The sequence below is a fragment of the Microbulbifer maximicatervae (SeqCode) genome, assembly GCF_056231245.1.
Genome location: NZ_CP174334.1, coordinates 4,607,621 through 4,622,492, shown reverse-complemented (window position 1 = coordinate 4,622,492; position 14,872 = coordinate 4,607,621). Strand labels below are relative to the sequence as shown.

The window sequence follows — 14,872 nt, the reverse complement described above, 5'->3', positions numbered from 1 at the left end:
TTGGTGCCCAGGAGAGGACTTGAACCTCCACGACCGTTAGGTCACTAGCACCTGAAGCTAGCGCGTCTACCAATTCCGCCACCTGGGCAAATCAACGTGTGCTCCGTTGAGGACGCGAACTATAGAGATCTGCCCCCCCTGTGTCAACGGCTGCGTTGCGCTTTTTTCATCATTTTTTTCTTAGGTCGGGAAAATTGGCGAAATCGCTTATAATGCGTGCAATAGCGGCGAATTATTGACCAGAAATCCACCACCAACGCCGTCTTTCTTTATGGCCGGATAATCTCCGGAGGTTGCCAAACTTGGCAACTGCCCAACAACGGATGCTGTTTTGACTCAAAAAAATACCTCAGACCCCTTCAATATTGACCCTCATGCCCAGCGCGAGGCGGAGAAATATGAAAAGCCCGTGCCCAGTCGGGAGTACTTGTTACAAGTTCTTGAGAATCAGGCGGAACCTGTGCCCTGGGAAGCGGTGGCCGATTTACTGGAAATAACCGATGAGGATCGCCGCGAAGGGGTCAGGCGCCGTTTGATCGCCATGTCCCGGGATGGGCAGATTGCAAGCAACCGCGCCGGTGATTTTGGTGTACTGGATAAAATGAGCCTGATACGCGGCCGGGTTATGGGGCACCGGGATGGTTTTGGTTTTGTTATCCCCAGCGATGGCGGCACCGATCTATTTTTATCCCACCGACAGATGCGCAAAGTCTTTGATGGTGACGAAGTATTAGTGCGGGAAACCCCCGGAGGTTTTCGCGGTAAACGCGAGGGCGCTGTTGTCAGGGTGATCAAGCACAATACCGAGCAGCTGGCCGGGCGCCTGTACCGGGAAAACGGCATTTGTTTTGTGCGCCCAGATAATCCGCGTATTAACCTGGATATTATGGTGGCCTCTGAGGATACCGCCGGAGCTGATCACGGCCAGTATGTTGTAGTAAAAATAGTTACCCAACCGGGCAGGGATAAAGTGCCGCAAGGTGAGGTTAGCGAAATTCTCGGTGACCACCTTGCCCCGGGTATGGAGATTGATGTTGCGATCCGCAACTACGGAATTCCCCACACCTGGCCCAGTGCACTGACGGCGGAGGTCAATGAAATTGCCGATGAAGTGCTTGAGGATCACAAAAAATCCCGGGTGGATCTTCGCCAGCTGCCGCTGGTTACTATTGATGGTGAAGACGCGCGGGATTTTGATGATGCGGTCTACTGCGAACTTTTACCCGACGGCAACTGGAAATTACTGGTGGCCATTGCCGATGTTTCCCACTATGTGCGCCCAGGCAGTGCGCTGGATGAGGAAGCGCACGGCCGCGGAAACTCGGTTTATTTTCCGGATTTCGTTGTACCCATGCTGCCGGAAAAATTGTCCAACGGCCTTTGCTCCCTGAACCCCGATGTCGATCGGCTGTGTATGGTCTGCGAAATGCACATCAATCGAAGCGGTGAAATTCAGGATTACCGTTTCTTTGAGGCGGTTATGCGCAGCCACGCGCGCCTGACCTATACCCAGGTAGGGCAAATACTCGATGAGCGGGATAACCGCGATAGTGGTGCCCGCAAGCAATTTGCGACCCTGACTCCGCACCTGGACAACCTTCACGACCTCTACCTGGCGTTGCGCGAAGCGCGGGAGCGCCGGGGTGCTATTGACTTTGAGACGACTGAGACCCGGATAATATTTGACGCCCAGCGAAAAATTGAGCGAATTATTCCGGTGGTGCGCAACGATGCTCACAAGCTGATCGAAGAGTGTATGCTCGCGGCCAATGTCTGCGCGGCGAGTCTGATGGAGCTATCGGAACTACCCGCACTCTACCGGGTACACGATGCGCCCAAAGAGGAAAAACTCAGTAATTTGCGCGAGTACCTGGGTGAATTGGGATTGCGCCTTCCCGGTGGTGGTGAGCCCCAGCCCAAAGACTTCCAGGACCTGATGGAGCAGATTGAGGGCCGTGCAGATGCGCATATTATTCAGGTGATGCTGCTGCGCTCTATGAACCAAGCGGTTTACCAGCCGGAGAATCGCGGACACTTCGGTTTGGATTACCCGGCCTATGCCCATTTCACCTCCCCGATTCGCCGCTATCCGGATTTGCTCCTGCACCGGGCGCTGCGCTGGTTGATACGCAACGGCAGCGCCAACCAAGCTGCGGTGGCAAAAAAAGTTTACTCGGTGCCCGGCGCCAAACCGATTGCTCGCGAGCAGATTTTGCCCTACGACATGCCGGCCATGTTGCAACTTGGGGAGCAGTGTTCCCTGACCGAGCGGCGCGCCGACGATGCGACCCGGGATGTGCTCAGCTGGCTTAAATGTGAATACCTGCAGGATCATGTGGGCGAAACCTATTCCGGCGTTATCAGTGCGGTCACAGGCTTTGGATTATTTGTGGAGTTGGATGATCTCTACGTGGAGGGACTGATTCATGTCACCGCCCTACCCAAAGACTATTATCGCTTTGAGCAGGCGCACCAGCGTCTTATCGGGGAGCGCAGTGGCAAACGTTACCATTTGGGCGACTCTGTCACCGTGCAGGTTGCACGGGTAGATCTCGAAGAGCGCAAGGTGGATTTCACCTTGAATGAACTGGTCCCACGCGCTAAGCGTGAGTCGAAGAAAAAGAAAGAGAGTACGCGGGTGAGTGCCCGCGCTATGGAAATGGCAGTAGAACATCAATTAGAACGCGAGCGCCGGGGCCGCGATAAAAAAGAAAAGCCCAGCAATACCAGTACTAACCCCTGGGCCAAGCATACCGAGACCACAGCCAAGCCCTCGCCTTTCCGCAAGCGCAAGGTGGGCTCAGATGAGGCTGTGCCAGTAGAGGCCAGCGTTGAAGCCCCTGTAGTAAAACCGGAAAAAGAGCCGCTAAATAGGCGAGGTGAAGGCGGGCAAAGTGATGATGCCCAGCCCAAACGCAAGATTAAAAAGCGCACCCCGACACGCAAGGGTGGAAAGCGGCCTGCAGTGGCGGCCCGTAAAGCCGCGCAAAAGGCTGAAAACGCCAAAACCCGTTCGGGTAAATTAAAAAAGAAGAAAAAGGTTTCTTCTAGCAGTAAAAAGAAAAAGTGATCGAGGAATAAATTGAGTCAGGAAGTTATCTATGGTCTGCACGCAGTGCAGGCCCTTCTAAAAGGTTCTCCGCAGAATGTATCGGAGCTGATGTTACTGCGTGGCCGCAAGGATCAGCGCCTGCAAAAAATAATCCAGCAGGCGGAAAAAAATGATATTGCCGTGCGCTTTATTGACCGGAGAGCGCTGGATGAAAAGGTTGAGGATGGTGCTAACCACCAGGGTGTTGTTGCCATCTGTTCTGGCAAAACAAAGGTACACGATGAAAAATTCCTGTTCGACCTGCTAAAACAACTGGATCAGCGCGGGGAAGTGCCTTTCTTATTGGTGCTGGATGGCGTGACGGACCCCCACAATCTGGGAGCCTGCCTGCGCTCGGCAGAGGCTGCTGGAGTCCATGCAGTGATTGCACCAAAAGACAAATCTGCCGGACTGACGCCAACAGCTCGCAAAGTGGCCTGTGGTGCAGCTGAAGTATTGCCCTTTGTTACCGTGACTAACCTGGCTCGCGCATTACAGCAGCTGCAGCAGGCGGGAGTGTGGATATATGGCGCAGCCGGTGAGGCCACACAGGATGTATACCAAAGCCAATTAACTGGCCCCCTGGCGCTGGTTATGGGGGCCGAGGGCAGCGGCTTGCGGCGCCTGACTAGGGAACACTGCGATCATTTGATCAAAATTCCTATGGCGGGAGAGGTAAGCAGCTTAAATGTTTCTGTTGCCACGGGTGTTTGCCTGTTTGAGGCTGTGCGTCAGCGCAACGGCTAAGGGGCCTGTATGACCTGTACTGGCTGGGGAGAATTTATCTCTGGGCGTACAGGTCGGTGCTTATAATATCCATAACGTTATTTCCAGATAGCCTCTGGTGATCTATCGATAAATTCCCCTAATTCTTCCTGTCACTAAATCGAATTGCAAAAAGCAAGGTTTTTGCAACGTTGCTGCGATAATAGCTTCCGCTATATTTTTAATCTGCAGTAATAATATGGTTTTAGTGTGGATCATCGGGTTTTGGTTTATTCTCATATTCGATGGCTTTGTTTAATCAAAGCAACCATAAAGCCAGTCGCAGTTAACTTGTTGCCGTTAAAGTGCGGTAAATCATTGGGCCTAAAGCCCACTTGATCTGCTGGCGCGAATGATCATTTAAGTTTTATCGATCTTGTAAGGTAACCGTTCTTTTGCAGTTTTTAGAACGGTGAGAATTTAAATATAAGTAATTGGAAATGTTGCAATTGCTGATGACGAAAATCCCTAGCAGAGCTATAAATTCAAAAGTGGATTTAAGGGTGTCTGCTGATTGAAAAGATAAGTATAGCTTCACCGAGTTTTAGGTCTGGCTCTTTTTAATTAGTACTCATGTATCTAAATCTTTTGTTCGTTTTTATTTAAATAATATTAGGTCTTATTCATTAGTGAATCGTATTTTAATACCTTTATAGATTTGGAGTCGGCTGAAATATTTGTAATTTGAAGGCCATTTGAATTGCTATATGGCACTTGGCTTTTTATTATGTCGGCTTTACTGGAGGGGGTTTATATGAACGGAGTTACGGGCCAATATCAATCTTGGCATTTGCACATTTTGCACATTTTACGTTTCGGGTTATTCACACTCACTATTGGCCTGCTCAGTGCTTGTGGCGGAGGGGGTAGCAGTAGTAATAACAGCAACAGTGATGGCGATGGGAGCGGTGATGGCAGTGGTAGTGGTGGGACAGATACCGTAACGCTGGAAAGTGTAGGGCTGGAACAAGATAGCACCAATGAATACCAGTATTTCCTAACGGCCTATTACAGTGATGACTCTTCTGTTGATGTTACTGAGGAAGCGGACTGGTCTGTGAGCGACGATAGCCTGGCAACGGTTGAGGCAGGGCTGCTTACTCCTTTGCATAGTGGTTCATTCACTTTGAGTGCCTCTTATGAGGGGGTTGATGCGCAGGTTGATGTTGAGTTGGCTCCAATGCTGCAGGGGCTGCAGTTGGATAGGGATGCCTCTAATTTTGATCAATACTACCTCACGGCTAACTATGATGATGACACCTCAGTGGATGTTACCGAAGAGGCCGAGTGGTCGATCAGTGATACCAGTTTGGCAACCGTAGAGGCGGGTCTTATCACCGCCCTGGAGAGTGGCTCGGCGACGCTAACCGCCACCTTTGATGGTGAAACGGCGGATATGGACATTGAGCACCTTGTCTATGTGCGTGAAATTTTTTCCTCTTTACATGCATTTGCCGCATTAAAAAATAATGGCTCCGTTGTATCCTGGCCTGATGAGTACGATTCATCAGATATTAGTTTTAGTGAGGTAAGTGCCAGCTTAGCCAGTGATGTGGTAGAAATTTTCCCTGCAAATGATGCTTTTGCAGCATTAAAGTCTGATGGTTCGGTTATTACCTGGGGAGTCTACGATGAGGGTGGTGATAGTAGCTCCGTGAGCGCGAGCCTGGCGGATAATGTCGTTAAGATTTATCCAGGCTCACAGGCGTTTTCTGCATTGAAGTCTGATGGATCCATTGTAACTTGGGGGAACGATTTATATGGGGGGGATAGCAGTGCGGTTAGTGCCCAGTTAGCCAGTGAAGTAGAGGAAGTTTATACATCTGGATATGCTTTTGCTGCGCGAAAAACAGATGGCTCTGTTGTGACATGGGGGCACGTTAATGGAGGTGGAGATAGTAGTGCGGTGAGCGCAGAAATCTCCAGTGATGTGGTCACAGTTTTTACAACATCGGCTGCTTTTGCTGCACTAAAATCAGATGGCTCTGTTGTGACCTGGGGATTTGATAATTGGGGTGGGGATAGTAGTGCGGTGAGCGCGGAAATCTCCAGTGATGTGGAGACTATTTTTCCATCAAGATATGTTTTTGCTGCACTTAAATCAGATGGCTCTGTAGTGACCTGGGGATTCGAAGATAACGGTGGCGATAGCAGTGCAGTGAGCTCGGAAATCTCCAGCGATGTTGTGGAGGTCTTTGGGAATCGCGAAGCTTTAGCGGCCGTGAAATCTGATGGCTCAGTCGTCACTTGGGGCGATGCCAATAATGGTGGTGATAGTAGCGATGTGAGTGACCAGCTTACAGGGGGGGTCGATACCATCTCTGCGAGCGGTTTTGCCTTTGCCGCTGTTAAATCCGATGGTTCTGTTGTCACTTGGGGGGCGAGTAGCTGGGGTGGCGATAGTAGCGCAGTCAGTTCTGAGCTGACTGAAAATGTGGAGTCAATCGTTTCGAATGGTTATGATTTCGCCGCAATAAAGGCTGATGGGTCGGTAGTGACTTGGGGTTTTCATGATAATGATAGTGAAAAAAACAGCAGTAGCGCCAGTGATCAACTGACGAGTGGCGTGTTAACGATAGTAACAAGCGGTAAGGCCTTCTCGGCGATAAAAGACGATAAGTCCGTAGTGACTTGGGGTGATAGTTCTTTCGGCGCTGATAGCAGTGATATAGATTTTAATTAGATAGAAATGATACTGCGGAAAATGCAGGCTATTTACTCATTTTTGAAGGTAATATCACTGATATGACCTGGTGGATATTACAGGGTAGATAAGCCTTGAGCCGACAATCAAAGCAAGTCTTGGTTGTCGGCTCTTAACTTAATAAATACGTGGATTTTCTAATGCTCACCTTTTGTATTAGGTGGACTCCAGCACTATTACTTTACAATTTAACGCCCAAGTAATTGTTTTATGTTTCTTTATTGGGTATCCAGTATTAGCTATTTAAGCAATAGTGGTTTTCCTGAGCCCTACTGAAGTTTTTATTTAAATTTCATGTTGGGTTTTTCTTATCTCAATATTTTTTCTGGTCTATGCTTGTTTTTTTTATAAGAGTCACTCAAAAGGTTTGCCCGTGGGGCTCCCGTAGATGGCAATAAATCGAACATCGATATGCCCCGGCTATATTGCCTTTCTCTACGCCTCTTTAATAAAGGCAGAGTTCAGTGTGCCGTAGTCCAACGCCTTACTAAACAAATTATTGTCACTTTTAACCTCTGCCAGCTGTTTTAGTGATTCGTTTAAATGGCCGTAGACTGACTGGAATAAAGCTGGTCCGGTACTAAAACGCTTTATGCCTGCAGCAAAAAAATCCGATATAGGGGCCATACCCGGAAGCAGCATAATATTGATTGGCAGGTCGATACCCGCTGCCAAACTCCTTGCCTCCTCAACTGAAGAGAGCCCAGGCACAAAGCCGCAGTCAGCACCGGCACTCTTATAAAGCTCTAATCTCTCTATGCACATATTTACCGCCTTATCGCCGTTGGCGAGTGCATTGAGATAAACATCGGTACGGGCATTAATAAAAAGCGGGCGGCCGTTAAGTGCTTGGCGAATAGCGTTGATTTTTTCGCCGAGAGATTCGGGGGTGTCGTTACCATCTTCAATATTGATGCCTGTAACTCCCAGCGCAACCATTTTACAGGCCAGCTCAGCTACCTGTTTGGGGTTTTGGGAATATCCATCTTCAATATCCACGCTCAGAGGTAAAGAGGTCATCCGGGCAATCCGTGCGATAGCATTTAGGTGTTCCTCAACTGGCAGGGCACCGCCATCGGCATAACCCAACGACCAGGCGACGGCGGCACTGCTGGTACCTACTGCTTGGGCGCCTGTGTTTTGGCAGATTAAAGCGCTGGCAGCATCCCAGGCATTTGGCAGGATCAGTGGGGCGTCAGTTTGGTGCAACTTGGTGAAGGTATTGAATGGGCTGTTGTTCATCGGGATAACCTACTTGAGCGATGTCGTTTGAGTGGTGAATCGGCATAACCCAACGACCAGGCGACGGCGGCACTGCTGGTACCTACTGCTTGGGCGCCTGTGTTTTGGCAGATTAAAGCGCTGGCAGCATCCCAGGCATTTGGCAGGATCAGTGGGGCGTCAGTTTGGTGCAACTTGGTGAAGGTATTGAATGGGCTGTTGTTCATCGGGATAACCTACTTGAGCGATGTCGTTTGAGTGGTGAATTTACCGCTCAAGAGATTGATTCACTGGCCACAAACGGAACTGAACCGTGAAAACCGGAAAGACAATTAAGATTGTTGGCTGCGATGTGTGAGGGAGGTGGAGCGGACAGGTTCTATTAATACATGGCTAAGAAAGCTATGAATTGCTTTCTTGGCCACGCAGGAAAAAGAAAAAAGGAAAATCAGTTGAGAGCGGGATCTTTATGTAGCCACTGCTGTACCGCCTCCACTACGGGGGCGGGATTCTTGATCCAGCTGAGGTGAGGGTTGCCTTTGGGATAAGTGGGTTTCATCTCCCGGGTTTCGCCGCCGACAATTGCCGCTAATTTACGGGCGGCCTGAATAGGAGCGAAGGGGTCGCCGTCCAGCGCAATATGCAGAGTGGGCTGGCTTGTTTTTTCCATTTGCCCAAAGCGATCCTCTGGAGCAAAGCGGCCACTAAATATGGATCGGGCCCAGTCTTTCATCAGTCTGCGCGCTTCGCGCCAGCCGAATCCCATGCGCGCACCGGGGAAATAACCCAGCAGGCTTGAGGTCACACTGGCAATTGAGGCGAAGAGCAGGATGGCGTACTTGTGCAGGCCACTCCAGCTGCGGTGGTCCACATGGCCGGAGGCGATGCTGACAACCTTGGCGTTACCAGTGAGGCCGGCGCGGGCTGCTAGGGTGCTGGTTTGACCGCCGATACTGTGGCCGAGAATCAGCGCTGGCCCCTGGGGGAATTGCTGTTCCAGCAGTTGGATTAACTGTGGGATAAACGAAAACACCAGATCGTTGTAGCCGTAGTCGGCATTTCGGTGGGGGCGCGGCAGGCTCTCCCCAGTGCCGGGCAATTCGCTGATGGCGGTGCTGTAACCGAGCCTTTGCAGCTCTTCCAGAAGCAGGCGGTAGCGGTTGGCCGGTACGCCCATCGCGGGAAGCACCAATACCAGGGGGCCTTCGCCGTTGTGTACTGTGGTTACTGGTACCTGGAAGGCGCCAAATTCTAATTGATGGGTTTGTTGGGGCATGGTACTTCTCCCTTTAACAGTCCGGCATCATAGGCGAAGCCAGCTTGCCAAACCCATGACCAGACCGCGCAGTGCTGTGTCCCAATCCGCCAAATCCCAGAAACAAGGCGAGTGGCAGGGTAGTCATTTTGATCAGCTTGCAACCGGGCAGGCGAAGGCACGGGGCCTGATGTAACTGGTTGACTTGCAACCGGGTTAGCGAAGGCATTGGGCTGAAGTAATTGATCAACTTGCAACCAATCCCACAACTGCCTAGAATACGCCGCCCGCAATGGGCCCGGTTTATCCGTACCCGTTGTACTCCTTGCCTCATCGGACTGTCCGAGAGGCTGATTAACCCGTAAGGAGCTAAAATGCGTCATTACGAAATTGTATTCCTGGTTCACCCGGACCAGAGCGAGCAGGTACCTGGCATGGTGGAGCGCTACACTGCGTCCATCAAGGAGAGCGGTGGACAGGTTCACCGTCTGGAAGACTGGGGCCGTCGCCGTCTGGCTTACCCGATCAACAAGATCCACAAGGCTCACTACATTCTGATGAACGTAGAATGTTCTGAAGAAGCCCTTGAGGAACTGACTACCAACTTCCGTTACAACGATGCGGTTATCCGTAATCTGGTAATTCGTGAAGATGAGGCGATCACTGAAGAGAGCCCGATCATGAAAGCGGAAAAAGAAAGCCGTGAGCGCAAAGCTGCCCGTGCAGAGCGCACCGAGCGTCGCGAGCGCGCCGGAGAAGAGAAAGCTTCTTCCGACGCTGCAGAAGCTTCTTCCGATAACGCTGAAAGCGAAGAGTAAGGGGATTATCAGATGGCACGTTTTTTCCGTCGTCGCAAGTTCTGCCGTTTCACCGCTGAAGGTGTTAAGCGTATCGACTACAAAGATCTCGATACCCTGAAAGCCTACATCTCCGAGACTGGCAAAATTGTTCCTAGCCGTATTACCGGTACCAAAGCCAAGTATCAGCGTCAGCTGGCCTCTGCGGTCAAGCGCGCTCGCTACCTGGCCCTGCTGCCGTACACGGACAGCCACGAAGCCTAAGCCGCAGTTTGCTTAGACTCATTAATAGAGAAGCTATCTAGATATGCGCGCCGTAGCTGAATTTATTATGCGCGGACGCGTCAGGGCGGTAATCCTCACCATGTTGGGGATTCCGCTGATAAGCCCGGCAATTCTCGCTCTGGTGAGTTTGCGCCGAGGCAGCAGTGACGGCCTGATGGTTTTGGCCTGGGCTCTGTTGCCGATTGTCGTTATGGGTATGAGTGGTCATGTACCACCACTGGTGACTGGTATATCCGCAGGCCATTTTGTTGCAGTTTTTTGCGGCGCCATGGCATTGCGCAGCAGTCGCTCCTGGGCCGCTGGCCTGGTGGCTGTAACGGCGGCATCAGCAGCAGGCATATTGCTGACCTCTCTCTTCAGTGGAGGACTGATGCAAGGGTTCTTGCAGGCAGTCGAGAATGCAGCGGAACAGCCCAATACTGTTCCAATGGATGAACTGAAGCAGATATTTTCGGGTGAATTGCAAATTACCGGTTACCTGGGCCTGATATCGGCGATGAGCGCCACATTGGCTCTGGTACTGGGGCGTTACTGGCAGGCCCTGCTGTACAACCCCGGCGGTTTCCGCCAGGAGTTCCACCAGCTGCGCCTGCCCCTGTGGCTGTCAGCGACAAGTATGTTGTTGTGGGTAGTCAGCTTGGTAACCCCAGGCTACGCATTTTGGGGAGCGGTGATTGCGTTCCCGATGGTGGTAGCTGGTATTGCCCTGGTCCACTGGCTGGTTGCCAGTCGCGGTTGGGGGGTAGGTCCCCTGGTGGCGATGTACATCATGCTGGTGATTGGAGGGCTGCCCCTGGCAGGCTTCCTCTGCGGCCTGGCCCTGGTAGATAGCTGGATAGATATTCGCGGACGCTCTTCCAAATAAGCGCGCCCGCACAATACAGAAATTGAGGAAACCGAGATGGAAGTTATTCTGCTCGATAAAGTAGGCAAACTGGGCAACGTGGGTGACCGCGTTGATGTTAAAGCCGGTTTTGGCCGCAATTTCCTGCTGCCGACTGGTAAGGCAATTGCTGCTACCGCCGCTAACATTGCTGAGTTCGAAGCTAAGCGCGCTGAACTGGAAGCCGCTGCCGCTGCTAAGCTGGCTGAAGCTGAGAGCCGCGCTACCAAGCTGGCCGATCTGGTTGTTACCATCGCTGCTAACGCTGGCGACGAAGGCAAGCTGTTCGGTTCTATCGGCACTCGCGACATCGCTGAAGCGATCTCCGCTGGTGGCGTTGAAGTAGCTAAAGCTGAAGTTAAGCTGCCGGAAGGCGCGCTGCGCGAAGTGGGCGAGTACGACGTAGACGTACAGCTGCACTCCGACGTAATTGCTGCAGTTAAAGTCGTTATCGAAGCCGAGTAAGGTTTTGCTGACGAACGGTTGGTGCTTCGGGCGCCAGCCGCGCTACAATCGGGCGCTGCACCCTATCGGGTCCAGCGCCTGTTTTGTTTTTACTATCCAGTAAAGTTCCATGATCGACGAAAACGCCGCCCCTGAAGAAGAGATCCACAGCGAAGAGAGTTCACCCCTGCCGCATTCGGTAGAGGCGGAGCAGTCTGTGCTCGGCGGCCTGATGCTAGACCCGGGCCGTATTGATGCCGTTGCCGAACAGCTGAGTGAAGAGGATTTCTTCAGCGCCAGTCACCGCAAGATCTTTGCGGTTATGGGCGAGCTGAGTAATGGCGAACAGCCCCTGGATATCGTTACCCTCGCCGAAGGCCTCGCCAGCCGCGACCTGCTCGGTGAAGTGGGTGGCCCTGCCTACCTGGCGGAATTGGCCGAAAATACCCCCTCCGCAGCGAATATCGTCGCCTACGCCAAGATCGTGCGTGAGCGCTCTATGCTGCGCCAGTTGATCGCCGCCGCCGGTGAGATCAGCCGCACCAGTTTTAATCCCGGTGGCCTCGCTTCCGCCGATCTGCTGCAGATGGCCGAGCGCCGCGTGGCGGAAATCGCCGAGGGGCGCGCCAAAGAGGGCGGCTTTGTCGGCGTGGATACCCTGCTGAAAAAGACCGTCGAGCGCATCGATGAGCTGTTCAAGACCGAGGGTGATATCACCGGTATCAGTACCGGTCTTACCGAATTGGACCAGCGCACCTCCGGCTGGCAGCCGGGCGAACTGGTTATTCTCGCCGCGCGTCCCTCCATGGGTAAGACCGCACTGGCATTGAATTTTATTGAGAGCGCCATGCTCTGCCAGGAGAGCCCGACACTGGTCTTCAGTATGGAGATGCCCTCGGACAGCCTGGTGATGCGGATGTTGTCCTCTATTGGTCGTATCGACCAGGGGCGCATCAGGAACGGCAAGCTGCAGGAAGAGGATTGGCCCAAGCTATCCAGTGCCGTGCAGAAGATGAAAGGCAAGTCCCTGTATATCGACGATACGCCGGCACTGAGTCCCAGCGAGGTACGCGCCCGTACCAAGCGCACGGTGCGCGATCACATCAACAAATTGATGCGCGAGAACCCCAAGTTAAGCCGCGAAGACGCCGAGGCCAAGAGTATGCCCGCCATGATTATGGTGGACTACCTGCAGCTGATGCAGGTGAAGGGGTCTACTGAGGGCCGCACCCAGGAGATCTCCGAGATCTCCCGCTCTCTCAAGGCGCTGGCGAAAGAATACGAATGCCCGGTGATTGCCCTGTCGCAGCTTAACCGGGGAGTAGAGCAGCGCCCCAACAAACGGCCGATGAACTCGGACCTGCGGGAATCCGGGGCGATCGAGCAGGACGCTGACGTGATCCTGTTTATCTACCGCGATGAATACTACAACGAGGACAGCCCGGATAAAGGCATGGCCGAGTTGATTATCGGCAAGCAGCGTAACGGTGAGATCGGCACCTGCCGCGCAGCCTTTGTGGGCAAATACACTCGCTTCGATAATCTGGCGCCGGAATACTACCAGGGCGAATAAGCCTTTCTGCTAGGTTTGCGGCTGTCGAATATCCGAGCCTAGGGGAGCCACTTCTTGTTATCCGAGCAAAAGATCCGCGCACTGGTGCTGCAACGCCAATTTATCCACAGCTCCTGGACTGGAGGATTGTCGGGGTTGTTGCAACATCTTGGCGCCCTACAGTTGGATGCTATCCAGCGAATTACCCGGGCCCACCACCACCAGCTCTACAATCGCCTGCCCCGTTACAGTGAGTCACACCTGGCTGAAGCTGAAGAGCACCGCGAAATTTTCGAGTACTGGTCCCACGCCGCTGCCTACCTGCCAATGGCCCACTACCCCTATGCGCGGGTGCGTATGGATCGTATCCGCGCCGGTCAGCGCCACTGGTTTGAAAAGAATGCGAAGCTGTGTCGCTATGTTCTCGATCGTGTGCGAGAGGAGGGTGCCCTGCGGGCCAGTGATTTTGTGCGCACCAAGAGTGGATGGTGGGAGTGGTCCGATGAAAAGAAAGCCCTGGAGCAGTTGTTTCATGAAGGTGAGCTGATGGTCAGCCACCGGGAGGGCTTTCAAAAAGTCTTCGATCTCCCGGAGCGGATACTGCCAGCAAGAATCTCGACCAATGCCGCCTCGGAAATTGAGTACGGCAGCCATCTGGTGCGAACTTTTCTGGGGTGCCAGGGGATTGGCCGAGCGGAGGAAATTGCTTACCTGCGGAGGGACGACAAACCCCTTATCCAGCAGGCCGTTAAGCGTATGCTGGCAAGTGGTGAGCTCACCCCGCAGGGAAAAGAGCTGATGCTCACCGGGCACCTGGACTGGGAGCCAGTACGACCATCGCGCAAAGTGCGCCTGTTATCCCCGTTTGACCCAGTGATATTGCAGCGCAAACGCCTGCGCCGGCTGTTTGATTTTGAATATCAATTGGAGTGCTATGTACCGGCGGCCAAGCGCCGCTATGGCTATTTTTGCCTGCCGATTTTATACGGCGATCAATTCGTGGGGCAGGTGGACTTGAAGGCAGACCGGGATGCGGGTGTATTGCGGGTAGAGGCCTTGCACTGGAATAAGAAACCCGGCGTCTCGCTGGAGGCGAGTTACCACCGGGCTCTGGGGCAGTTTGCCCGCTTTCACGGGCTGGAAAGCGAAGCCGCGCTTACAGCTTGACGACTACGTAGACCTCCTGGCCATCGCGCTGGGTAGGCATAAAGTAATTGCCGCCATAGCGGTAGTACTGGATGCCGTTGATAATTTCAGCGGCATAGCCATTGGGTAGGGTTTCCACCACTTGTCCGGGCTGGAAGCCCTGCGGGCCAGGGTCCGGGGTTGCAGGCACAGTAGCGGGAGCTGCTGCCGTTGCAACAGGAACGGCGACAGCCGGCGCAGGCGCTGGAACAACGGCTACGGGTGCTGGAGCTACAGCCACTGCAGGTGGTGCTACTACGACATAAGTTCGGGTAGCCGGGTGCCACTGATAGTAGGCATCGGCGTACTGGTAATAAGTAATTCCGCCTACATGGACTCTGACAGCACTAGTTGGCAGGGTGACTACCGAGGCTCCCAGAGGGGCGGCGACAACGACGTAACCACGGGGACCGTGGCGGTAGAAGTGTCCGCCATGGTAGTAAAAGGGACGTCCGCCAACTGCGACACGCACATGGCCAACGGGTAGTACGGGCGCAACAAATCCGATCGAAACACGTGGTCCGCGATAAACACCGCCACGGTGGTGGTGGCGATGATCTCCCCCGCGCTCATAACCGCGCGCATCGGCCGGTGGGCTAAAGGCAAAAGCGGCCAGCGCCAGGAACGCACTGGCGCCAATTACGACATTCAGTTTATTCACAGTCTCTCCAGCGAAGTGATTACTCACAT

At 53.1% G+C, this 14,872-nt stretch carries 13 protein-coding genes and 1 tRNA gene; 9 read left to right on the top strand and 5 right to left on the bottom strand.

Annotated features, from left to right (window positions below):
* Window position 1: 1 nt before the first annotated feature.
* Window positions 2-88, bottom strand: a tRNA-Leu gene (locus ACJJIS_RS20305).
* A 243-nt stretch (window positions 89-331) separates the two neighbouring features.
* On the opposite strand from ACJJIS_RS20305, the gene rnr reads away from it, so the two are divergent.
* From rnr to ACJJIS_RS20290, 3 genes are all read left to right on the top strand, one after another.
* Window positions 332-3,070, top strand: coding sequence for a ribonuclease R (rnr, locus tag ACJJIS_RS20300; protein ID WP_475708925.1), 2,739 nt, complete (start codon window positions 332-334; stop codon window positions 3,068-3,070).
* 12 nt (window positions 3,071-3,082) lie between these two features.
* Window positions 3,083-3,838 carry a 23S rRNA (guanosine(2251)-2'-O)-methyltransferase RlmB gene (gene rlmB / locus ACJJIS_RS20295; protein WP_444906595.1) on the top strand — a complete coding sequence of 252 codons (756 nt, stop codon included), beginning with the start codon at window positions 3,083-3,085 and terminating at the stop codon, window positions 3,836-3,838.
* A 772-nt stretch (window positions 3,839-4,610) separates the two neighbouring features.
* Entirely contained in the window at window positions 4,611-6,539 is a 1,929-nt protein-coding gene (locus tag ACJJIS_RS20290; protein ID WP_475708924.1) for an RCC1 domain-containing protein, read from the top strand.
* A 456-nt stretch (window positions 6,540-6,995) separates the two neighbouring features.
* Here ACJJIS_RS20290 and ACJJIS_RS20285 read toward each other — a convergent pair whose 3' ends face one another.
* The 3 genes from ACJJIS_RS20285 to ACJJIS_RS20275 form a co-directional block, all read right to left on the bottom strand.
* Window positions 6,996-7,802, bottom strand: a complete 807-nt coding sequence (locus tag ACJJIS_RS20285; RefSeq protein WP_475708923.1) for an isocitrate lyase/PEP mutase family protein — start codon at window positions 7,800-7,802, stop codon at window positions 6,996-6,998.
* Window positions 7,799-8,008 carry an isocitrate lyase/phosphoenolpyruvate mutase family protein gene (locus ACJJIS_RS20280; RefSeq protein WP_475708922.1) on the bottom strand — a complete coding sequence of 70 codons (210 nt, stop codon included), beginning with the start codon at window positions 8,006-8,008 and terminating at the stop codon, window positions 7,799-7,801. Before ACJJIS_RS20280 ends, ACJJIS_RS20285 begins: the two co-directional genes overlap by 4 nt.
* A 221-nt stretch (window positions 8,009-8,229) precedes the next feature.
* Complete coding sequence (locus ACJJIS_RS20275) at window positions 8,230-9,057, bottom strand: alpha/beta fold hydrolase (protein WP_475708921.1); 828 nt, start codon at window positions 9,055-9,057, stop codon at window positions 8,230-8,232.
* 353 nt (window positions 9,058-9,410) lie between these two features.
* Between ACJJIS_RS20275 and rpsF the strand changes: the two genes are divergently transcribed.
* The 6 genes from rpsF to ACJJIS_RS20245 all read left to right on the top strand — a co-directional run bounded on the left by rpsF (window position 9,411) and on the right by ACJJIS_RS20245 (window position 14,164).
* A complete protein-coding gene (gene rpsF, locus ACJJIS_RS20270) occupies window positions 9,411-9,854 on the top strand; it encodes a 30S ribosomal protein S6 (protein ID WP_282930240.1) in 444 nt (147 codons plus the stop codon).
* Window positions 9,855-9,866: 12 nt separating this feature from the next.
* Window positions 9,867-10,097 carry a 30S ribosomal protein S18 gene (rpsR, locus tag ACJJIS_RS20265; protein WP_108731487.1) on the top strand — a complete coding sequence of 77 codons (231 nt, stop codon included), beginning with the start codon at window positions 9,867-9,869 and terminating at the stop codon, window positions 10,095-10,097.
* 43 nt (window positions 10,098-10,140) lie between these two features.
* Entirely contained in the window at window positions 10,141-10,983 is an 843-nt protein-coding gene (locus tag ACJJIS_RS20260) for a YybS family protein (protein WP_413664135.1), read from the top strand.
* A 36-nt stretch (window positions 10,984-11,019) separates the two neighbouring features.
* Window positions 11,020-11,466, top strand: a complete 447-nt coding sequence (gene rplI, locus ACJJIS_RS20255; RefSeq protein WP_282930238.1) for a 50S ribosomal protein L9 — start codon at window positions 11,020-11,022, stop codon at window positions 11,464-11,466.
* A 109-nt stretch (window positions 11,467-11,575) separates the two neighbouring features.
* Window positions 11,576-13,018, top strand: a complete 1,443-nt coding sequence (gene dnaB, locus ACJJIS_RS20250; protein ID WP_475708920.1) for a replicative DNA helicase — start codon at window positions 11,576-11,578, stop codon at window positions 13,016-13,018.
* Window positions 13,019-13,072: 54 nt separating this feature from the next.
* Window positions 13,073-14,164 carry a winged helix-turn-helix domain-containing protein gene (locus ACJJIS_RS20245; protein ID WP_475708919.1) on the top strand — a complete coding sequence of 364 codons (1,092 nt, stop codon included), beginning with the start codon at window positions 13,073-13,075 and terminating at the stop codon, window positions 14,162-14,164.
* Here ACJJIS_RS20245 and ACJJIS_RS20240 read toward each other — a convergent pair.
* Complete coding sequence (locus ACJJIS_RS20240; RefSeq protein WP_108735126.1) at window positions 14,154-14,843, bottom strand: DUF6515 family protein; 690 nt, start codon at window positions 14,841-14,843, stop codon at window positions 14,154-14,156. The genes ACJJIS_RS20245 and ACJJIS_RS20240 overlap by 11 nt on opposite strands.
* Window positions 14,844-14,872: the final 29 nt, after the last annotated feature.

Coding starts and splice junctions, on each gene's coding strand:
- ACJJIS_RS20290 (WP_475708924.1), top strand. CDS start 4,611: ATGAACGGAGTTACGGGCCAATATCAATCTTGGCATTTGCACATTTTG.
- ACJJIS_RS20285 (WP_475708923.1), bottom strand. CDS start 7,802: ATGAACAACAGCCCATTCAATACCTTCACCAAGTTGCACCAAACTGAC.
- ACJJIS_RS20280 (WP_475708922.1), bottom strand. CDS start 8,008: ATGAACAACAGCCCATTCAATACCTTCACCAAGTTGCACCAAACTGAC.
- ACJJIS_RS20275 (WP_475708921.1), bottom strand. CDS start 9,057: ATGCCCCAACAAACCCATCAATTAGAATTTGGCGCCTTCCAGGTACCA.
- rpsF (WP_282930240.1), top strand. CDS start 9,411: ATGCGTCATTACGAAATTGTATTCCTGGTTCACCCGGACCAGAGCGAG.
- rpsR (WP_108731487.1), top strand. CDS start 9,867: ATGGCACGTTTTTTCCGTCGTCGCAAGTTCTGCCGTTTCACCGCTGAA.
- ACJJIS_RS20260 (WP_413664135.1), top strand. CDS start 10,141: ATGCGCGCCGTAGCTGAATTTATTATGCGCGGACGCGTCAGGGCGGTA.
- rplI (WP_282930238.1), top strand. CDS start 11,020: ATGGAAGTTATTCTGCTCGATAAAGTAGGCAAACTGGGCAACGTGGGT.
- dnaB (WP_475708920.1), top strand. CDS start 11,576: ATGATCGACGAAAACGCCGCCCCTGAAGAAGAGATCCACAGCGAAGAG.